The organism is Marinobacterium stanieri, assembly GCF_900155945.1.
In the GTDB taxonomy this organism is placed as follows: Bacteria; Pseudomonadota; Gammaproteobacteria; order Pseudomonadales; family Balneatricaceae; genus Marinobacterium; species Marinobacterium stanieri.
Genome location: NZ_FTMN01000006.1, coordinates 229,615 through 250,363 on the forward strand (window position 1 = coordinate 229,615; position 20,749 = coordinate 250,363).

The following is a 20,749-nucleotide window of genomic DNA, read 5'->3' on the forward strand; positions in this document are numbered from 1 at the left end:
CAGAAATGCGACTGACTGTCCGTCATCGGATCAGAGACGGAATTTCAGCATCAGCTTCATCATCTTGTCGAAGCGCTCGCCGTAGGGCGGTGCCAACATCAGGATGCCGGACTTCTTCGCCTGCTTGAATACAGGACGGATCTTGGAAAATTCCAGGAAGCCTTCCTTACCGTGGTAGTGCCCCATACCCGAGTTACCCACACCGCCGAATGGCATATCATGCTGAGCCACATGCAGCAGGGTATCGTTGATGGAAACACCACCGGACAGGGTGTTGAAAAGCACCTTGTCTTCGGTTTGTTTATCATTGGTGAACAGGTACAGCGCCAGCGGACGCTCGCCGGCATTGATGTAATTGATCACTTCATCCAGGCTGTCGTACAGCTTGATCGGCAGCAGCGGGCCGAAAATTTCGTCGCGCATGATCAGCATGTCTTCTTTGACATCCAGCACCACGGTGGGCGGGAACTTGCGGCTTTCCGCGTTGGGCTGCCCCTTGGCCACCAGCTGGACGGACTTGGCACCCTTTCTGGTGGCATCTTCAACCGTGTCGGTGATGCGCTGGAACGCGGTATCATCGATCAGTGAGGTAAAGTCAGGCGAGTCAGCCGTGCCATAACGCTCGTTGAGGACATCCTTGGCGTGCTTGATGAATTCGTCGGCAGCGCCACGCGGCAGGAACAGGTAATCCGGTGCAGTACAGGTCTGGCCACAGTTGACGAACTTGCCGAACAGCAGACGCTCGGCAGCGATGCGCAGGTCGTAATCCTTGGCAACGATGGTCGGCGATTTGCCACCCAATTCCAGGGTAACAGGGGTCAGATATTTGGAGGCTGTCTCCATGACAACCTTGCCGGTCGCCGGTGAACCGGTGAAGACAAAGTGGTCCCAGGGGCGGTCGGTAAAGGCACTGGCACGCACGCCAGGAATCACGGCAAACTGGTCGTCACTGAATTCGGCGGACACCAGCTTATCCAGCAGACGGCACAAATTCTGTGAGTTGGCCGCCATTTTTACGATCACGCGGTTACCGGCCGCCAGTGCCGCGATGGCCGGGCCGATCGCCAGACCCAGCGGGTAGTTCCAGGGGCTGACCACACCCACAACGCCCTTGGGCTGGGGGATAACCCGGTTTTTGGCGCCCAGGAAGCTGATGCCTACATGGCGTTTTTCCGGCTTCATCCAGGCCTTGAGGTGCTTCTTGTGATAGGCCACGGAGCTGACCATCTGCGCCACTTCCAGCAGCTTGGTCTCCTGGTGGCTGCGGTTACCGTAATCGGCATTCACCGCTTTACAGATTTCGTCCTGGTTCTCCATCAGGATCTTGTCGATCTTGTTCAGAGCGTCAATGCGCTCCTGATAGCTGGGATAGGGCTTCTCGCGGGATGCGCGGCGTTGCTTTTCAAAGACCTGATCAATCCGGCTTACTTCCTGATTGAGAATGGGTGCGGCACTTGTCATGATGACCTCTATATTTATTCTAACTGTCAGTGTTCCAACACGGGCTTACGCCTGCGCACCGGCACTTGATCGACACAATGGCGGGACTTGAGGAGCAACAACTACAGCCCTCTGTCCAGCGCCACTCCAATGACCCAGCGCTTTAACAGGCCGTCGAAAATCTATCTACGTTGCCGAATGCTTCGTTAAAAACAGTCTCAAAATGCTCATTTAGTCCACTAAACTGCGCTTTTTCGCCTGTTTTGGCTCGGGCGGCGTTCCGCTAGCCTCAACTGCCTCGATAACATTTTTCAACAACCTGTTAATCGGCTATTTCGATACTGACAGCCTAAAAGAGCCCCACCCCAGCAGCTTGACAGTATACGTTGCAGATTTGACAAATAACGTCATCCAAATTGAGCCTATGCGCTAGTCCAGCTTTACTCCTGGCTGCACTCCTGCCCCTTTCACTGCACTACTGCAGCAACAAGGAGCCTGTCGTCTAATGTCAAAACCCGTGCGGTTTATGTCAAGCAGCTCAGGCCCTGCTCTCGCACTATTCCTACAACACTGAATGCTGAAGCAACCATTCAAATAACAAGTTTCAGGCACCAGACCCAATGAAGGGCATCGTCCTTTCACTCTGCACCCGCAACAGCACTGTATTGCTGCTGCCCCGCCCTGTCTTGTTTGTAGCGAGCTGATCGCTACCGCATTTGAAATCGGTTCCGCATCGCTTCGCACAGGCTTTTGACAGCCCGTCCTGACGGGGAACTGTCGATCAAAATAACTAGAAACGAGACATACCGATGGCTACAAAAATTCTACAATCTGCAGATTCTGCCTATCACTACCCTCTGCTGATCAAACAGCTGCTGACCTCCCAGCAACGTTTTGAAACCGGCAACGAGATCGTGTCCGGCCCTCATCGTTTCAGCTACGCCGAGTTCAACCAGCGCATCTGCCGCCTGGCAAACGCTCTGAAAGCCGCCGGTATTGGCCCGGGCGATACGGTCGCGGTCATGGACTGGGACAGCCATCGTTATCTGGAATGTTTCTTTGCCGTCCCCATGGTCGGTGCCATTCTGCATACCGTAAACATTCGCCTGTCGCCGGGGCAGATTCTGTACACCATGAACCATGCCGAGGATGACCTGGTATTGGTCCATGACGACTTTGTCCCCATTATCGATGGCATCAAGGATGAGTTGAAAACGGTCAAGGGCTACATTCAACTGACCGATGACGCTCAGGTCACTTCTTCGGAATTCGATTCCCTGGGCGAGTACGAAGCGCTGCTGGCCCAGTCCGACACCCACTACGACTTCCCGGACTTCGACGAAAACTCCATCGCTACCACCTTCTACACCACGGGAACCACCGGCAACCCCAAAGGCGTGTTCTTCTCACACCGCCAGCTGGTACTGCACACCCTCAACATGGTGAATGCGCTGCAGTCGAACAACAACGAACGTGCTCTGATGAACCATGAAAGCGTGTACATGCCGATCACACCCATGTTCCATGTACACGCCTGGGGCATCCCCTATGTTGCAACCATGATGGGGGTTCAGCAGATCTACCCATTGCGCTATGAACCCAATAACCTGACTCGCCTCATCCGTGAAGAGAAGGTCACCTTCTCCCACTGTGTACCCACCATTTTGCAGATGGTGATGCAGTCCAGCGAAGCGGCAGATACCAATTTTGACGGCTGGCAGGTAATTATTGGCGGCAGCGCGCTGACTCCTGGCCTGGCCAGGCAGGCCATTGAGCAGGGTATCGAACCCTTCAGCGCCTATGGCATGTCCGAAACCTGCCCGTTGATGTCCATGACCCGCATGGACCCTGACCGCCGTGCCCTGCCTGAAGATGAACAGATCAGCTGGCGTACCAAGGCAGGCCTGCCCACGGACCTGTGTGATATTCAGATCTGGACCCCGGACGGCAAGGTTCAACCCAACGATGGCAAGAGCAGCGGCGAACTGGTAGTACGCGCACCCTGGCTGACCCAAAGCTATCTCAATGAACCGGAAAAAGGGGCCGAGCTTTGGGAAAACGGTTGGCTGCATACCGGCGACATTGCCGTGCTGCACCCGGATGGCTGCGTCGAGATCAAGGACCGTATCAAGGATGTGATCAAAACCGGTGGCGAGTGGATCTCTTCCCTGGAGCTGGAACGACTGATCAGTCAGCACCCGGATGTGGATTCAGTAAGCGTAGTAGGCGTGCCTGATGAACGCTGGGGCGAGCGTCCCTTCGCCATGATTATTCCGCGTACGGATGTACTGGAGCTGGACAACATTCAGGCACACCTGCAGCAGTACGTCGAAGACGGCACCATCAACAAGTGGGCCATCCCGCGCAAAATCCAGCTGGTTAACGATATTCCCAAAACCAGCGTTGGCAAGATCGACAAGAAACGCATCCGCGCGCAACTGTCCGAAGCCTGATCGCGCACGCCGGTCTTGCCGGCAGCCGGGTCCCGACAGCTACCGGGGCCCGTCACCTCGAGATTCCAACCATGCTCATCGGAGAATAATAAGACATGGAATATGCCGGACTTATCGGCGGCGTTGTGCTGCTGATCTGGTTGGCGCTGCGCGGGGTGAACATCATCCTGTCATCGCTGATCTGTTCCCTGCTGGTGGTTATGACCAATGGTCTGCCGCTCGCGCCCAGTCTGTCGGAGTACTATGCCTTCGGACCGCTGGGGGCCTTCACCTTCGCCGGCAAGTTTTTCCTGCTGTTTGCCGCCGGTTCCATTTTCGGGCGCGTTATGGGTGACAGCCATGCGGCTTCCAGCATCGCCGTAGCGCTGATCCGTCGACTGGGTTCTCACCGTGCCCTGTGGATCACGACCCTGGCCTGTGCTCTGCTCACCTATGGCGGTGTTGTAGCCTTTGTGGTGATCTTTGCCATCTACCCACTGGGCCTGAAGCTGTTGCAAGAAGCCAATATTCCCAAGCGACTGTTTTGCGGTGCACTGGCACTGGGCGCGGGTACCTTCACGCTGACCACACTGCCGGGCACACCGTCCATCCACAACGTGATCTCCTCGGTATCACTGGGCACCGACCTCTTTGCCGGTTTCTGGATCGGCATTATTGGTGGCCTGGCCATGTTCCTGATGGGCATGTGGTACCTGGAGCGCGAGCGCAAGCGCGCGATTATCAACGGTGAAGGCTTTGAGCCCGGTCCGGGCGATCGTATTTCCACCATCGATGAACGCGACTACCCGCACTGGGCATTGGCGCTGTTGCCGATGGTACTGGTGATCTCTCTGATCATCCTGCCCCGCGTAATCAGCATGTCGATGGATCTGAGCACACTGGCCGAGGGGGCACTGCTGAAAACCCTGATCACCTTTGCCAACAGCCAGCCAATCGTCTGGCCCAGTATTGCCCTGTTGGCCGGCTCTGTCTTTGCGGCCCTGCTGTTCTCCCATGTACGCCGTGATGCGCTGATTGTGATGGGCCATGGTACCCATGACTCCATCATGCCGCTGATCAATACCGCCGCCGTTATCGGTTTTGGCGGGATCGTCACCCACACCAGCGGCTTTGTGGAATTCACCTCAGCCATGATCAATTCAGATCTGCCGCCACTGCTGTCGGCCTTCAGTTCGGTCAGTCTGGTCGCGGCGATCACCGGATCGGCATCCGGCGGTTTGCAGATCTTTATGCAAACCATGGCACCGGCCTATATCGAAATGGGACTGGACCCGCAGGTACTCCACCGTATCGCGGCCATGGCCAGTGGTGGCTTCGACTCCCTGCCCCATTGCGGCACGGTGGTCGCCACTCTGACCATCACCGGGCTCACCCATAAGCAGGCGTACAAGGATATCGGCGTTATCACCGTCGTTATCCCGGTAGTGGTGACGGTGGCCATGATCGCTTTCTTTTCCCTCTAGCCCGCATACGAACGCAGTCGTATGCCCGGACTCACATAACAAAAAGGACAACCACCATGAGTAAACCGACCATTCTTGTTACCCGCCCGCTGCCTCAGGCGATGCTGGATGCGTTGGGCCAGTTTGGCTCCGTGGAGACCATCGATTTGAACGCCGCGTCCATTCCGGCCGGCGACATCGTTGTATCCACGCCGCTGGACCCGATTCGCGGCGAAACCCTGGCTCGACTGCCCGAGTCAGTTAAGCTGATCGCCAACATCGGCATAGGCCTGGATCATGTCGATCTGCCTGCAGCGCGCGAGCGAGGCATTGTGGTCAGCAACACTCCGGTGGTCACTGAGGATACGGCTGATTTGACCATGGCTTTACTGATGGCAGCCTGTCGCAAGCTGAGTGCCAGCGAGCGCTACCTGCGCAACGAAGACTGGGCATCAGGCATGGGTCAGCTCGGTATTCGTGTGCATGGCAAAACTCTGGGGATTATCGGCATGGGCGCCATTGGCGAAGCCGTGGCCCGTCGTGCCAAGGGCTTTGGCATGGAGATCATCTACTCCAACCGCGGCCGCAAACCCGAAGTGGAAGCCACCCTGGGCGCGCGTTTCTGCGAGACCCGCGATGAGCTGCTGGCCGAAGCCGATATCATCTCGCTCAACTGTGACCTCAACCCGGCAACACACCACATTATCGATGCCGCTGCCTTCGACAAGATGAAGCCCGGTGCCGTCCTGATCAATGCTGGTCGCGGTCCCCTGATCGATGAAGCCGCCCTGATCAATGCCCTCAAGGCCGGCAAACTGGGTGCTGCAGGGCTGGATGTGTATGAGTTTGAACCCCAGGTCAGCCCCGAGCTGATGGCGTTCGATAACGTCACTTTACTGGCGCACATCGGCAGCGCGACGCAGGAATGCCGCGCCGATATGGCCCGCCGCGTGTGCATGAATATCGCCAATTTCCAGCAACAGGGCGCCCCCCTGGATGTCTGCAACTAACCCGCCGGCTGGGCCCTTATCATGAGTATCTTCAATGTAAATCCGGTCACCGTAGACGATTACAGACGCCGTGCCCTGTGTCGACTGCCGCGCTTTCTGTTCGACTATCTGGATGGAGGCGCCAACGCAGAGGCTACCCTGGCTGCCAACGTGAACGACTTTGACCGTTTCCGTCTGAAGCAGCGGGTAATGCGTAATGTTGACCAGGTCGATACCGCCACAACCTTGGCCGGTTTTGATGCAGCCATGCCAGTCGCCCTTGCCCCCGTGGGCATGGCCGGCATGTATGCCCGCCGCGGTGAGACTCAGGGTGCACGCGCAGCAGACAGCCAGGGTATCCCCTTCACCTGCTCCACGCTGGGTATCTGTTCGGTAGAGGAGATCACCGCCGCCACCGGCAAACCGATCTGGTTCCAGCTGTATATGCTGCGCGACCGCGAGGTAATCAAGTCACTGCTCAAGCGCGCCGAAGCGGCTGGCGTCACCACCCTCGTGTTCACGGTCGACTTGCCCCTGCCCGGTATGCGCTTGCGCGACTACCGTAACGGCATGATCGGCACCAATCTGCGCAGCAAGCTGTCCAAGGCGGCTCAGCTGACCACCAGCCCCGGCTGGATTTTCGACGTCGGTATCAAGGGCAAGCCCCATACCATCGGCAACCTGAGCGATGTGGTGCCCGACCCCGATGACCTGAACGAATACAAGGCGTTCATCGACAGCCAGTTCGACTCCAGTGTCACCTGGGATGACATCGCCTGGCTCAGATCCATCTGGCCCGGCAAGCTGATCATTAAGGGTGTGATGGAAGTGGAAGATGCTCAGGCCGCAGTGAATGCCGGTGCCGATGGCCTGGTGGTGTCCAACCATGGCGGGCGCCAGCTGGACTCTGTGGCGTCAGGCATCGTCAAGTTGCCGGCCATCGCCGAAGCAGTGGGTGACCAGTGCGAGATTTACCTGGATGGTGGTATCCGCAACGGCATCGATGTAATCAAGGCCGTTGCGCTGGGTGCCAATGGTGTACTGATCGGGCGCCCCTGGATTTATGCCCTGGCGGCAGCGGGTGAACAGGGTGTTAAAGACCTGCTGGGCACCTTTCAGAGCGAGATCAGAACAGGGATGGCGCTCATGGGCGTTAACAACCTGTCTGAGCTGACCCCTGAACTGGTAGAGCGCGTCTAAACAGGGTTTATTCCTGTGCCAAAAGAAAGGCTTCCAGGCCGGCCGGGTCTTTCAGATAGACCTGGCCGTAGCGGTATTCCAGTAACCCCTGTTCCACCAGAGGTTGCATGGCACGGTTGGCGGCCTGCCGCGTAATTCCCAGCATATTGCCCAGCTGCTCCTGCGTCAGACGCAGGGACACCGGCTGATCGATACGGCCGTACTGAAACGCAGCGATAAACTGCAGGCGCCGCGCCAGCCGCGCCGGGTTCCCCCTCAAGGCATCGTCTTCGATCACCGTGAATGCAGCACGCAAGCGCTGACCCAGTTCCCGCACAATGGTGGCATAGCCCTGTGGATAAGCCTCCAGCAGTGCATTGATCTCTTCCGAGGAAAATTCCAGCAAACGCGTCGGTTCGTGAGCCACGGCCCCATAGGCACGGGTAGTGTCGGCACAGAACACCGCATCGCCAAACCAGTTACCCGGCCCGCAGATGGTCAGCGTCAGCTCCTTGCCGGCCGAGTTAATGGCATTGATTCTGACCGCACCGGACTCGATCACGGCCAGCGTTTTGGATGAACTGCCCTTGGTATAGATCGTCTGCCCTTCCGCAAACGTCAGCACCCGGGCCATGCGTGCGGCCTGTTCCAGTCCTTCCTCCGGCAGGCCTGCCAAAACGCGGCATCCGGCCAGGGTTTCAAGTACGTCAATCATCCTGAATTGTTACTCTGATTACAGTGTTACGTTTAACCCCTGGCGTAGACTGCTGTGCAAAGCGTTGTGCATAAATCCAAATAACAGCAATGCTGACGACAGGAGAATACGATGATTTCCGGAAGCCTGTTCGGGCGTGCCAAGCGCATGCTCCTGGGGTTCACCCTGATCTGCCTTCCCCTTGGTGTCTCTGCAGCAGAGCGCCCCAATATACTCGTCATCATGGGCGATGATATCGGTATTACCAATATCAGCAAATACAGCCATGGCATGATGGGCTATCAAACCCCCAATATCGACCGCATTGCCAATGAAGGCATGATGTTTACCGACTACTACGGTGAGCAGAGCTGCACCGCCGGTCGCTCCGCCTTTATTACCGGTCAGCACCCGATTCGTACCGGCCTGACCAAGGTCGGTATTCCCGGCGCTCCGCTGGGCATCCAGCCGGAAGATCCTACACTGGCAGAACTGCTCAAGCCGCTGGGCTACGCCACAGGCCAGTTCGGCAAGAACCACCTGGGTGACCGCGATGAATTTCTGCCGACCAACCACGGCTTTGATGAGTTCTTCGGTAACCTCTACCACCTCAATGCCGAAGAAGCACCGGAAGATCCAGCCTGGCCTGAAGATCCACAACTGCAGTCTCTGATCACACCGCGCGGGGTGATTCGATCCACCGCTGACGGCAAGATCGAAGACCTGGGCCCGCTGAATACCAAGCGCATGGAAACCATCGACGAAGAGTTCCTGCAGGCCTCTCTGAACTTTATGGAGAAAGCCCACAACAAGGAACAGCCGTTCTTCGTCTGGTTCAACTCCACTCGCATGCACTACTACACCCATATCAAGGACGAGACTCGCGGCCTGTCCGGTCAGGGCTTCTACAACGACGGCATGGTCGAGCATGACGGCCAGGTGGGCCAACTGCTGAGCAAGCTGGATGATCTGGGTGTCGCCGACAACACCATCGTGATCTACACCACTGATAATGGTGTGCACTACAACCACTGGCCTGATGCCGGTATCACCCCCTTCCGTGGTGAGAAGAACACCAACTGGGAAGGCAGCTTCCGTGTCCCGGCGGTTGTCCGCTGGCCGGGCAAGGTGGAAGCCAACAGCATCTCCAACGACATCATGTCACACCAGGACTGGGTACCGACTCTGATGGCTGCCGCCGGTGTTCCGGATATCAAGCAGAAGCTGCTGAATGGTCACGATGCCAACGGCAAGACTTTCAATGTGCATCTGGATGGCTACAACTTCCTGCCCTACCTGACCGGTGAAACCGAGCAGGGACCGCGCAAGGACTTCGTCTATGCCAGCGATGGTGGCGAGATTCTGGCGCTGCGTGATGGCGACTGGAAACTGGTGTTTGCCGAACAGCGCGCCCGCAAGTTTGATGTCTGGGCCGAGCCCTTCGTGAAACTGCGTGTACCCAAGGTGTTCAACCTGCGCCAGGACCCGTTCGAGCGCGCCGACACCGATTCCAACTCCTATCAGGTGTGGTGGGACCGCAAGATCCAGGCCCGTGGCATGGCCACCCTGATCAAGATGAAGCAGTTCCTCAGCACCTTCAAGGACTACCCGCCGCGTCAGCGACCGGCTACGTTTACCATTGACCAGATGATGGAACAGTTCATCCAGGCCGGTCAGTAAGCGTCACAGGAAAGGTGACTCCGTACCTCTGGAGTCGCCTTTCGTCCTTGAGGCCTTCCCACTGTGAGGACGCCCATGACCACTCACACCGCCATTCGCCGGCTGATTACCCAGCTGGAAGCCGAAGTCCTGGGTCAGCACCAGTTGATCGAACAGCTGATGCTGGCACTGCTGGCCGACGGCCATGTACTGATCGAGAGTCTGCCGGGCCTCGCCAAGACCCGCACCGTAAAACGCCTGGCACATCACCTGAATGCAGGTATGAGCCGAATTCAGTTCACGCCCGACCTGCTGCCCTCGGACCTGACCGGCTCGGAAGTCCTGCATTACGCCGATGGCGTGCAGTCGCTGCAGTTTGAGCCTGGCCCTCTGTTTGGCAACCTGATCCTGGCCGACGAGATCAACCGTGCCCCGGCCAAGGTCCAGTCTGCATTGCTGGAGGTGATGGAAGAACGGCAGATTACCGTATCCGGCCACACCCACCACATGCCGAACCCGTTCATGGTACTGGCCACCCAGAACCCCATCGAGCAGGAAGGCACTTATCCACTGCCGGAAGCGCAGATGGACCGTTTCCTGATGAAGCTGCAGCTGGAATACCCCAACCACGCTGACGAATGCGCCATGCTGCGTCTGGTACGCGGCGAACAGGATAGGACTCAGCCGGACAGCACACCCGTCCTGGAGCCCGATGCTCTGCTCGCCGCCCGCCAGGAGATCAACCAGTTATTCGTTTCCCCCAAGGTTGACGAGTACATCGTTAGCCTGGTGCAGGCCACTCGCCCCGAGTTGAGCCAAGATGACCAGCTTCGCAGCTGGGTAACCACCGGCGCCAGCCCGCGCGGCTGTATTGCCCTCGACCGTGCAGCCCGTGCCCACGCCTGGCTGTATGAGCAAGCCCACGTCACGCCGGATAATGTCCGCGCCGTGGCCCTGCCGGTATTGCGCCATCGACTGCGGCTCAGCTACGACGCCATTGCAGACCGGATCAGCGAGGATGATGTTGTCACCCACCTGCTGGACCGGGTCGCCATTCCCGCTTGAGGCCAAGTCGATGAAGCGAACACGGGAACAGGGCGACAGCGAGGTTTTCACCAGCACCGAGCGCCTGCTGCGACTGGAAGCCGAAGGCCGCCTGCCGGACTTTCATGGCTGCCAGCGCAGCCGCAGCCTGCTGGCCGGTCACCATGGCTCACGCATGCGTGGCCGGGGGCTGGATTTCGATGAGTTGCGCCGTTACAACCATGGCGATGACATTCGTCATCTGGACTGGCGTGCGACCCAGCGCACCGGCACTCCACTGGTGCGCAGCTTCACCGAAGAGCGCGACCGCCCCACACTGATTCTCTGTGACCAGCGCATGGACATGCTGTTCGGCTCGACCCTGCTATTGAAAGCCACCGCTGCTGCTGAAGTTGCAGCCCTGCTGGGCTGGATCAGCTTTCACGCAGGCGACCGTTTGGGCGGAATTGTCTTCAACGACCAGAGTATCGACAGCGTCACACCCCACCGCAGCCGCCAGCGTGTGATCGACCTGCTCAGCCGCATCGCCCGCCACAACCGGGCGCTGCATGTGGATAACACCGCAGCGCGCACGCCCGATCAGTTGGATCGCGTGCTCTCACGCGCCCTGATCCAGGCTCGCCACGATCAGACCCTCTGTATTGTCAGCGACTTCTCCGGCCTGACCGAACGCACCCTGGGACTGCTGCAACAACTGGCAATGCACAACGACGTGCTGGCCGTGCAGATCTACGACCCCATCGCACTCAACCTGCCCCGCCAGGGCATCGTCAACCTGAGCGAAGACCAGACCCGTGTGCGGCTGGATCTGGGCCAGACCAGTACCCGTGAGACCCTTGCAAGCTTTCTGGCGCAACGCTTTCAAACGGTTGATGATCATCTCAGACACAGCCACCTCCCGCATTTGAAAATCAGCTGTGGAGAACCGGTACTGCCGCAACTGCGCCGTTCCCTTGGCCTGCTGGGGGCACAGCGCCGATGAGCCTGACCCAACAGCTGCAACAGCTGCAACAGCTAAAGGAATTACCCGACCCACCGCTCCCCGCATTCTGGCCACAGACCTGGGGCTGGTGGGCACTGCTGGCCCTGATACTGCTGGCTACCGCGATGTACGCCACCCACCGCTATCGGCGTTACCGTGCCAATGCCTATCGACGCCAGGCACTGGCGGAACTGAACCAGGTTCTGATCCACTGGCAAGCCGCACCGGGCGATATCAGCCCCCTGCGCGACATACCCGGTCTGCTCAAACGCACGGCGCTGGCGCGTTTGGGCCCCGAACATCTGGGCACACGCTCAATGGGCAGAGATGACTGGCAACAGCTGTTGCAGCGGATGTCATCGGCGCCCCTGCCTGCTGATTTTGCCGCACAACTGGGATTGCTGGCTTACGCCGACGACAGGGCCGTCCAGCAGCTGGATCTGGCCCTGCTGTACAAACACTGCCGGCTTTGGCTGGAGACACACCATGATCCAGTTTGACTATCTCTGGGTGTGGCTGTTGCTTCCCCTGCCTTGGCTGGCCTGGCGCTGGCTGCCGGCCTTTCGGCCTGAGGAAGACAGACTCCGAGTCCCCTACACCAGCGCCTTTTATGAACAGCTGGAGGACCATCAAAGCACGGCCATCCAGATCGCCTCCCACAGCACCCTGATTATCCAATGGTTGATCTGGCTGTTGTTGCTGGGCGCCGCCGCTCGGCCGGTTTTGCTGGAGCCGCCTATTCACCATACGGAGCCCAGACGCGACCTGATACTGGCTATCGATCTGTCCCAGTCCATGAGTGAACAGGATGTGCCTGCACCGGATGGACAGCGGTTGGAACGCCTGAGTGCCGTCAAACAGGCGGCCATGCAATTCATTGCCCAACGTCCGGACGACCGTATCGGCCTGGTCGGTTTTGGCGACCAGGCCTTCCCGCTGGCCCCATCCAGCAGTGAACATGAGAGCCTGCTGCAAATTCTGGCTCTGACCGAAACCGGTATCGCCGGTGCCAACACCGCCATGGGCGATGCCATCGGCGTTACGCTGAAACTACTTGAGTCCAGTCAGATGCCCGAACAGGTCATGATTCTGCTCAGCGATGGCGAAGATAACCGCAGCCGCCTGGACCCGCTACAGGCAGCCCGTATCGCCGCCGAGCGCAACCTGCAGATCCACACCATCGCCTTTGGCCAGACTGAGGGGTCCGGCGATAACCGCGTCGACCGGGACACGCTTGAGGCCATTGCCCAACGTACCGGCGGGCAGGCATTTCTTGCCAGTGATCAGCAGGCACTGGAACAGGTGTATGCCCGTATTGATACTCTGACACCGCACATCGCCGAAGAACTGAGAGCCCAGCCCCGCCGCGAACTCTTCTGGATACCGATGGCGCTGGCGTTGGGTGTGCTCATTTTGCAGCTGCTGCCGGGGTTGGTGTCAGCCGCTCTGCAACGCCCGCAGGCAAAAACAGGTGACCGATGATGATGGAAGCGCTGAACGAGTTTCACTTTCTGCGCCCCTGGGCACTGCTGATTACCCTGTTCGGCCTGATGCTGATACCGCTCTGGCAACAACTGCGTCGTCATCGGGATGCACTGCAGCGAATGATCGCCCCTCACCTGTTGCGGCACCTGAAAATCAGCGCCGGCGCGCAACAGCGTTGGCTACCCATCCATAGCACCAGCCTGCTGCTAATCCTGGGGGGGCTGGCCGTCGCCGGGCCAAGCTGGGATAGAGCCTTGCCACCCTTCGCAGAGGAGAAAACCCGAGTCACCTTGCTGATAGACCTCTCTCCTTCCATGGGAACAGGCTCCAACACGCTGGCACTGGCGCAGGAGCACATCCAGACACTGGCACAGCAAAACCCGGGCTGGCATCTCAGCCTGATCGGCTATGGTCCAAGTGCCCACCTGATTATGCCTCCAACCCGTGACCGGGAACTCTTGTCGCTCTACCTCAACTCACTGGAAGCCGGCCTGATTCCAGGCAGCGGGCACAACCTTGAAGCCGCACTAGCGCTGGCACAGTCCTCGTTACAACAGGCCAGCGATGCGCAGGCTCTGATCCTCATCACCGATGACTTGGGCAATACCCAACTGGGCGAGCCTGCAACACCTACCGGCTCGATACTGGTACTGGCACCGGAAACCACGCTGAACACTGCCGCAGCCGAACTGCGAATTGAGCAGCTGGGAGCACACAGCCGCACCTTCTCCACAAGAGAAAGCGATGTGCGTTGGCTGGAAAATCAGGTGGAAGCCCATTTCACCCACCTCAACAACCGGGATGATGAACTGGAATGGCGGGATCTGGGCTATTGGCTGGTCTGGCCCGCCCTGCTGCTGAGCCTTGTCTCAGTCCGCAAGGGCTGGCAGGTGCAATGGTGCTGGTTACCTCTGACCCTGTTCCTGTCAGCTCCGCCACAGGCAGAGGCCGGTACACTTGCCGATGCTTTTCTGACCCCGGACCAACAGGGCCGTATCGCCTTTGAATCGGGCCGTTACAGCGAAGCCGCTGAGCAGTTCCAGTCTCTCTACCTGCGCGGTGTATCCGCCTATCGCGCCGCCGACTATGCTCTGGCCATTGAGCATTTCAGCCAGCTGGATACCGCAGAGGCCTGGTTCTACCTGGGCAACAGCTACGCCCGACAACTCGAGCTGCACAAGGCGATAACCGCCTATGAAACGGCATTACAGAAACAGCCGGACTTCCCGACCGCGCGCCAGAATCTGGCACTGATCGAACCGCTGGCCCGGCAGCTGGATGCCCAAAGGGAAGGCGCGCCAGAAATGGAAGCCGATGCGCTGCGTTTCGACAAGCATGCCGACCAGGGCACCCCGGCCGAGATACAGAGGTCGACGCGCATGAACGATGCCATCTGGCTGGAAAACCTGAACACCTCGGCCACCGAGTTTTTGCGCCGCCGCTTTGCCGCTGAACAGGCAGCAGGAGTCGCCCATGAAGATTAAAGCCCTGCTGACACTGATCGGTTTGGCCTGTGCCGGCTGGTTGCCATCCGTCTGGGCGCAGGAGGTGCGTATTCTCACAAAGCTGCAGCAAGACCACGAAGTTCGCGCCGGGCAAACACTGTATTACAGCATCGATGTGCTCACCGACACCTGGCTCGAGGGTACTCCCTCCTTTCCAGAACTGGATATCCCCGGCGCCCTCACCAGTTTTGAAGGCAGTCAGGGCCGCCCCATTCAACGCAGAATTGAAGGCAAAGCCTATTTCGGCGTCAGCTACCGCTACCGACTGACCCCACTACAGGCTGGCGTCACGGTTATTCCCGCCCTGACCTTGCAGGTGCCCATCGGTCAGGCAGATACCCCAGTTCAGGCTCAGGTACCTGCCCGCTCGTTTGCCGTTCAAGCCCTGCCCGCCAAGGCACAGGGCAAACTGAGTCTGCTGGCTGGCGATGTACAGCTGAGTCAACGACTGAAACTGTCCTCAGACTCAATTGAACAGGGCCAGCCGCTGATACGTGAAATCCGCGTAGAGGCACAGAACGCCCTGGCATTGTCCATTCCGGCTGTGACCATATCGGCGTTGAGCGCTTTGCAGGGGACTCGGCTACCTGCCGATACCAGCACACTCACCGACGCAGCTGGTGACCCGGTGGGTGGCGTACGTATAGAATCAGTGCGATATCTGCCGGAACAGAGCGGTACGTACCAGCTTCCAGCAGTTGAACTGGCCTGGTGGGATATTGATGAGCAAAAAATGAAACTGGCTCGACTGCCTGAGTTGACCATTGAGGTCATTCCCGCGTCCAGCTCGACCTCTTCCCAGACAATGCTGGAGCAGTTTTCAGACCGACTAGTGAAGGCCATGAACTTCAGCGGATCCGGGATGGTTCTGTTGGCACTTTTTAGTCTGTCGGTATGGGCCTGTGTGCACTATCGCCGTTCGCTGTTTCGTGTTGGCCGCTTACGAGTGCAACGGCTGCACCAGCACTGGCATGACTCCCGCACCCGGGCAGGCCTGATGGCCCGCAAGCAGCTGCGCCAACGAACACCTGAACTCACGGCAGCCTACCAACTGTTGCGACGCGATACACAAAGCCCAAGTGTCCGCCACGCAAAGCTGGAAGCAGAATTACAGCAGCCATTACTGACCGGACTCGATCTGCTTTACCAGCCAGATCCCGCTAAGCCCAGGGCGTTGCGCCTGTTGGGAACGTCTCTCCGTCACTTGAGCAAACGCAAGCGGCCCAAGCATTCAGGTTCACACAGCAGCCCCCTGCCGCCGTTGAACCGACACCCCATCTCTAGAGATCGGTTCTGATACTGCCCAGTACTCTCAGCCCATTTTCGGCATCCTGTGCCACCACAACGATTTCACCCGAGGCGGGATACACACCCGTTAGCGCCGTAATGTTGACCTGATGGGTCACCAACACCAGCGGCTCATCCATATCCCGCTGAGATAGCCAGCGCTTCAGTGCCTCGGTACGGGGCTCTTTTTGCTCATAATTACGGAAGAAAGAGTTCAGTGCTGGCAGCGGCGTTACCGCCCCCAACCCTAGCAGTTCGGCCGTATCCCGGCAGCGAAACCATTCGCTGGTAAACACCTGAGCGCTTTCTATGCCGTTTTCACGGAACAACGCACCAATACGTTGTGCCTGCTGCCGGCCCTGCTCGGAAAGATTGCGCTGGGTTTCGCGGCGCCCCAAAGTAAAGTTGGCCGGATCACCCGTGCCCGGAGCGAGTGCGTGCCTCATCAGAGCAAAATGTTTGGGCGAGCGCAGCGCATCCCAGAGTGCTTTTTCTTCGTTATTGGCGTCAGCAGCAACCAGATGCTGGGCTGTAAATAGTGACGCAAGTAACCCCAACACAGACAAGAAGCCTTTCATTATCTCTCCTCCTCACTAACGGCATGCAAAGAATACAGAGCACACGCGAGGCTTTCCCGAGTGGGCGAACGCGTATTTTCGGCACGCAGTATCGATCTGAAACCTAACAAACCCAAAACAGCTTACCCACACGTACGAAGATATAACCGGGATCGATTGTTACCTCGGTTAACTGATCACTCAGCCTCGGCTGCAGCCCCTTCACAAAAAAATCCAAAAAAATTTCATTTTGGCTGTAAGGAATCCTGTCTTACCTCGACTGATGATCAGGAAGCACAACAAAACGGTACAGGACAACGTCCTGGCCGACACGGACACATATAACCAACGATAAGGTGATCACAATGTCTAACTATACCAAACCGACCATTGCTGCCGTAGGTACTGCTTTTCTGCTGGGCCTGGGTGCGACATCAAGCGCAACTGCCGCCGAGAACCCTTTCGCTGCTCAGCCTCTCAGCAGCGGCTATGCTGAACTGGCCGAAGCCAAGTGCGGTGAAGCCAAATGTGGTGAAGATAAAGCTGAACGTGAAGGCAAATGCGGTGAGGCCAAATGCGGCGAAGACAAAGCCAAGGCTGATCGCGAAGGCAAATGTGGTGAAGCCAAGTGCGGCGAAGACAAAAAGCCTAAAGCCGATGGCGAAGGCAAATGTGGTGAAGCCAAGTGCGGTGGTAACTCTTAAGCCAGCCTAGTCACCGGTTCCTGCGGGAACCGGTGAACACTCAACAGGAGGCCCCATGCGTGAACTTTCTCCCTCACCGTTGCAGGGCACCGGACTCGGCCTTAGACGGGCCATGCTGAAAGAGTTGCCGGATGCAGACCTGAGTGATGTCAGTTTCTTTGAGGTCGCGCCGGAAAACTGGATGCAGATGGGAGGCCGTCTGGGACGCCAGTTTCGCGCCCTGACCGAACAGCATACTTTCAGTGCTCATGGCCTTTCCCTCTCCCTGGGTGGTCCCGAGCCACTGGATATGGCGTTTGTCGATCAGGCCGGTCGCTTTCTCGATCAGCATGGCATTCTTCTTTACAGCGAACACCTGAGCAGCTGTAGCGACCATGCCCATCTGTACGACCTGATGCCGATCCCCTTTACCGAAGAGGCCGTGCAGCATGTAGCCACGCGTATTCGCCAGGTACAGGACCGGCTGCAACGACGCATTGCGATTGAAAACGTCAGTTATTACACCCCGCTCGCCACCGAGTTGAGCGAAGCCGAATTTACCCGCGCCGTGCTGGAGGAAGCCGACTGCGACCTGCTGCTCGACGTGAACAACATCTACGTGAACAGTGTTAACCATCGCTACGATGCAGAAGCTTTCATGCGCAGCCTGCCTGCCGAGCGCGTGGTGTGCTTGCATGTGGCCGGACACTATCAGGAAGCTGAAGACCTGCTGATCGATACCCATGGTGCGCCCATTATCGATCCGGTCTGGTCGCTGCTGCAGAAAACCTATGCCCATGTGGGCCCGGTTGCGACCTTGCTGGAGCGCGACTTCAACCTGCCGCCGTTGCATGAGTTGATGGAAGAAGTGCGCCAGATTCGTCATTACCAGCAACAGGGAGCTGAATATCATGACCGCCTCAGTGCCTGAAGCCGATTTTGTGCAACGCCAGCGGCGTTTTGCTGACCAGATTCGCAACCCCGATCAGCCTGTACCCGAGGGTATCGAAGCGCGGCGCATGCAGGTCTATGTGGATCTGTTCTTCAGCAATATTTCAGGCTTTCTGGAAGGGGCGTTTCCGATCTACCGCGGCCTGTGCAGCGATGATTTCTGGGCTGCAGAAGTTCGCCGTTTCATGCAGGAATACAGCTCCCACAGCCCCTTGTTTCGCGACCTGGCCCAGGCCTACCGCGACTATGTCGAACAGAGCCGTGCTCCCCAGCCCGAAGACCCGCCTTTCCTGCAGGAGTTACTGCACTATGAATGGGTGGAGCTGGCACTGGATATTGCCGAAGAGGACCCTTTCACCGATGTTTCGACCGCTCCGGTGACAGCCGAGCAGCTGCTGCAGGAACACCCGCTGGTTTCACCGCTGGCCTGGTCACTCAGTTACCAGTGGCCCGTGCATCAGATCTGCGCCGACTTTCAGCCGGACAAGCCACCGGAGCAACCAACCTGGCTGCTGGTGTACCGTGATCGCAAAGACAGTGTCGAGTTTATGGAGCTGAACGCGGTCAGCGCACACCTTTTGTGGAGTCTGAATCAACACCCTGAACTCAGTGGCCGGGAAGTACTGCAGCAAATGGCCGACGAACTGCCCCAGCTGCCTGCCGACACCATCTTCCAGGGTGGTTTGGATCTGATGCAGCAGTTTGTCAGTCGGGACATCATTTTCGCCACGGCCCCCTGTGAGGAGACAGGACCATGAACCGCTTAACAACTGCCTACCGCCCCTTCCAGGGCGCCTTGCAGCATCTGCAGTGGGGTGACGGTATTGCGCCCCTGCTGCTACGACTCTATCTTGCACCCATCATGATGCAGGCTGGCTGGAACAAGCTCAGCCATTTCGAAGATACTGCCGCCTGGTTCGGTAACCCGGATTGGGGACTGGGGCTGCCCTTCCCCGAAGTTATGGCCGCACTGGCCGCAGGTACCGAGTTCTTTGGCGGTATTCTGCTGCTGATCGGTTTGGCCGTGCGCTGGGTCAGTATCCCACTGATGATCACCATGCTGGTCGCGGCCATCACCGTGCACTGGGATAACGGCTGGCTTGCCATTGCCGACACCTCCAGCTGGCTCGCCAATGACCGGGTAATGGAATCAGCCGAACGTCTGCAGCGCGCCCGTTCGATTCTGCAGGAATATGGCAACTATGACTGGCTCACGGGCCGAGGCAGCGTGGTCATTCTCAATAACGGTATCGAGTTTGCGGCTACCTATTTTGTCATGCTGCTGAGCCTGTTTTTCACCGGTGGCGGGCGTTTCACCAGTGTGGATTACTGGCTGGCCCGCCGTACCGGACTGGGTGTCGCAGACACATCAGAGTGACATCGGTAACCGACCGGCCAGCCCCAGCAGCCAGAGCACCAGGTTAACCGTGATGAAGGACAGGCCTGTCGCTACCACCAGTGCCGGTGCACAGAGCGCGGCCTGTCCATAACGTTCACCCAGCAGGGAGATCACACTGGCCATGGGCATGGCCGCCATCAGAATCGCAATGGTCTGCATTGCAGGGTCAAAGCCGGGCAGTACCCAAACCGCCAGTGCGACCGCCGCCGGATGCAGCAGCAACTTGAAGACGGTCATCTGGCCGATATCGGCCATGCGCCCTTTCACGGAGCTGCTCACCAGGCTGCCACCAATCACGAACAGGGCCACGGCAGCCGCCGAACGGCCCAGCATGCCAACCGCCTGATCCAGAGCATCCGGCAAACGAACTTCCAGCCCCGCCACCAAAAGGCCAGCCAGAATCGCCAACACCAGCGGGTTGGTCAGGGTACGCTTGAACAGTTCCAGCGCACGCTTGCCTGCCCCACCCTGACCACTGCACAACTCGGCCAGCACCAGTCCCAGCGGAATCAGAATCAGCAGATCCACCAGCATGGTCAGTGCAACCGCGACCGCCGCAGCAGAGCCGAACAGTTCACCCGCCACCGCCAGACCGATGAAGGCACTGTTGGCCAACGTTGCGCCCAGCCCCTGGAATGCGGACTCCCAGCAACTGGCCTTGCGCAATTTGGCGCTGAGTGCAAAAGCCGCCAACAAGAGCACCACCGAGCCCAGCGCATAGGCGCGGATGTAATCCAGGTTCAACGATTCCTCCACCGGACGGGATGCCATTGACTGAAACAGCAGCGCCGGCAACGCCAGCTTGATCACGTAACTGCCCAGAGACGGCAAGGCCGATTCGCTGACCCAACCGGCACGGACAGCAAAATAGCCGATCGCGATCAGCATAAAGATTGGCAAAGTCAGGAGAAAAAGTTGAAACATCGCACCTCCGCGGGCATTTAATTAATATATTAACTATATACCAACATTGTGCAGTTTTTACGCGCGTGGCTAAAAC

The 20,749-nt window shown here is 58.3% G+C and carries 19 protein-coding genes; 15 read left to right on the plus strand and 4 right to left on the minus strand.

The window, feature by feature from the left end; all coding sequences use genetic code 11:
* Positions 1-30 precede the first annotated feature (30 nt).
* Positions 31-1,461 carry a coniferyl aldehyde dehydrogenase gene (locus BW956_RS14425; protein ID WP_076463479.1) on the minus strand — a complete coding sequence of 477 codons (1,431 nt, stop codon included), beginning with the start codon at positions 1,459-1,461 and terminating at the stop codon, positions 31-33.
* Between the two features lie 788 nt (positions 1,462-2,249).
* Between BW956_RS14425 and BW956_RS14430 the strand changes: the two genes are divergently transcribed.
* The 4 genes from BW956_RS14430 to BW956_RS14445 all read left to right on the plus strand — a co-directional run bounded on the left by BW956_RS14430 (position 2,250) and on the right by BW956_RS14445 (position 7,524).
* Entirely contained in the window at positions 2,250-3,893 is a 1,644-nt protein-coding gene (locus tag BW956_RS14430) for a fatty acid--CoA ligase (protein WP_076463482.1), read from the plus strand.
* Positions 3,894-3,988: 95 nt separating this feature from the next.
* Complete coding sequence (locus tag BW956_RS14435) at positions 3,989-5,356, plus strand: GntP family permease (RefSeq protein ID WP_076463485.1); 1,368 nt, start codon at positions 3,989-3,991, stop codon at positions 5,354-5,356.
* A gap of 56 nt (positions 5,357-5,412) precedes the next feature.
* Positions 5,413-6,345 carry a 2-hydroxyacid dehydrogenase gene (locus BW956_RS14440; protein WP_076463488.1) on the plus strand — a complete coding sequence of 311 codons (933 nt, stop codon included), beginning with the start codon at positions 5,413-5,415 and terminating at the stop codon, positions 6,343-6,345.
* A 21-nt stretch (positions 6,346-6,366) separates the two neighbouring features.
* The gene (locus tag BW956_RS14445) at positions 6,367-7,524 is read left to right on the plus strand and encodes an L-lactate dehydrogenase (protein WP_076463491.1); all 1,158 of its coding nucleotides are present in this window, start codon (positions 6,367-6,369) and stop codon (positions 7,522-7,524) included.
* A gap of 7 nt (positions 7,525-7,531) precedes the next feature.
* Here the strand turns inward: BW956_RS14445 and BW956_RS14450 are convergent, their stop codons facing one another.
* Complete coding sequence (locus BW956_RS14450; RefSeq protein ID WP_076463493.1) at positions 7,532-8,218, minus strand: Crp/Fnr family transcriptional regulator; 687 nt, start codon at positions 8,216-8,218, stop codon at positions 7,532-7,534.
* A 111-nt stretch (positions 8,219-8,329) separates the two neighbouring features.
* Between BW956_RS14450 and BW956_RS14455 the strand changes: the two genes are divergently transcribed.
* From BW956_RS14455 to BW956_RS14485, 7 genes are all read left to right on the plus strand, one after another.
* Positions 8,330-9,877 carry an arylsulfatase gene (locus BW956_RS14455; RefSeq protein WP_076463495.1) on the plus strand — a complete coding sequence of 516 codons (1,548 nt, stop codon included), beginning with the start codon at positions 8,330-8,332 and terminating at the stop codon, positions 9,875-9,877.
* A gap of 75 nt (positions 9,878-9,952) precedes the next feature.
* Positions 9,953-10,921, plus strand: coding sequence for an AAA family ATPase (locus BW956_RS14460; RefSeq protein WP_076463497.1), 969 nt, complete (start codon positions 9,953-9,955; stop codon positions 10,919-10,921).
* On the plus strand, positions 10,875-11,882 hold the full coding sequence (locus BW956_RS14465) for a DUF58 domain-containing protein (protein WP_217695135.1): 1,008 nt from the start codon (positions 10,875-10,877) through the stop codon (positions 11,880-11,882). The genes BW956_RS14460 and BW956_RS14465 overlap by 47 nt, the downstream gene beginning before the upstream one ends.
* Positions 11,879-12,382: a DUF4381 domain-containing protein gene (locus BW956_RS14470; RefSeq protein ID WP_076463503.1), complete on the plus strand. Its 504-nt coding sequence runs from the start codon at positions 11,879-11,881 to the stop codon at positions 12,380-12,382. The genes BW956_RS14465 and BW956_RS14470 overlap by 4 nt, the downstream gene beginning before the upstream one ends.
* Positions 12,369-13,364: a VWA domain-containing protein gene (locus BW956_RS14475; protein WP_076463506.1), complete on the plus strand. Its 996-nt coding sequence runs from the start codon at positions 12,369-12,371 to the stop codon at positions 13,362-13,364. Before BW956_RS14470 ends, BW956_RS14475 begins: the two co-directional genes overlap by 14 nt.
* Entirely contained in the window at positions 13,361-14,851 is a 1,491-nt protein-coding gene (locus BW956_RS14480) for a vWA domain-containing protein (RefSeq protein ID WP_083703087.1), read from the plus strand. Before BW956_RS14475 ends, BW956_RS14480 begins: the two co-directional genes overlap by 4 nt.
* Entirely contained in the window at positions 14,841-16,169 is a 1,329-nt protein-coding gene (locus BW956_RS14485; RefSeq protein ID WP_076463510.1) for a BatD family protein, read from the plus strand. The genes BW956_RS14480 and BW956_RS14485 overlap by 11 nt, the downstream gene beginning before the upstream one ends.
* On the opposite strand, the gene BW956_RS14490 is transcribed toward BW956_RS14485, so the two are convergent.
* Positions 16,153-16,737, minus strand: coding sequence for a histidine phosphatase family protein (locus BW956_RS14490; protein WP_076463512.1), 585 nt, complete (start codon positions 16,735-16,737; stop codon positions 16,153-16,155). The two genes, BW956_RS14485 and BW956_RS14490, sit on opposite strands and share 17 nt — an antisense overlap.
* Positions 16,738-17,081: 344 nt before the next feature.
* On the opposite strand from BW956_RS14490, the gene BW956_RS14495 reads away from it, so the two are divergent.
* Genes BW956_RS14495 through BW956_RS14510 form a run of 4 tightly spaced genes read left to right on the plus strand, consistent with a single transcriptional unit; the run spans position 17,082 to position 19,728 of the window.
* Positions 17,082-17,420: an HvfA family oxazolone/thioamide-modified RiPP metallophore gene (locus tag BW956_RS14495; protein ID WP_076463515.1), complete on the plus strand. Its 339-nt coding sequence runs from the start codon at positions 17,082-17,084 to the stop codon at positions 17,418-17,420.
* Positions 17,421-17,475: 55 nt separating this feature from the next.
* A complete protein-coding gene (locus tag BW956_RS14500) occupies positions 17,476-18,330 on the plus strand; it encodes an HvfB family MNIO-type RiPP peptide maturase (protein WP_076463517.1) in 855 nt (284 codons plus the stop codon).
* On the plus strand, positions 18,311-19,108 hold the full coding sequence (locus tag BW956_RS14505) for an HvfC family RiPP maturation protein (protein WP_076463519.1): 798 nt from the start codon (positions 18,311-18,313) through the stop codon (positions 19,106-19,108). Before BW956_RS14500 ends, BW956_RS14505 begins: the two co-directional genes overlap by 20 nt.
* Positions 19,105-19,728 (plus strand): HvfX family Cu-binding RiPP maturation protein, encoded by a 624-nt coding sequence (locus BW956_RS14510; RefSeq protein WP_076463522.1) that lies wholly within the window; start codon positions 19,105-19,107, stop codon positions 19,726-19,728. Before BW956_RS14505 ends, BW956_RS14510 begins: the two co-directional genes overlap by 4 nt.
* Here BW956_RS14510 and BW956_RS14515 read toward each other — a convergent pair.
* Positions 19,720-20,673 (minus strand): AEC family transporter, encoded by a 954-nt coding sequence (locus tag BW956_RS14515; protein ID WP_010322663.1) that lies wholly within the window; start codon positions 20,671-20,673, stop codon positions 19,720-19,722. The two genes, BW956_RS14510 and BW956_RS14515, sit on opposite strands and share 9 nt — an antisense overlap.
* Positions 20,674-20,749 lie beyond the last annotated feature (76 nt).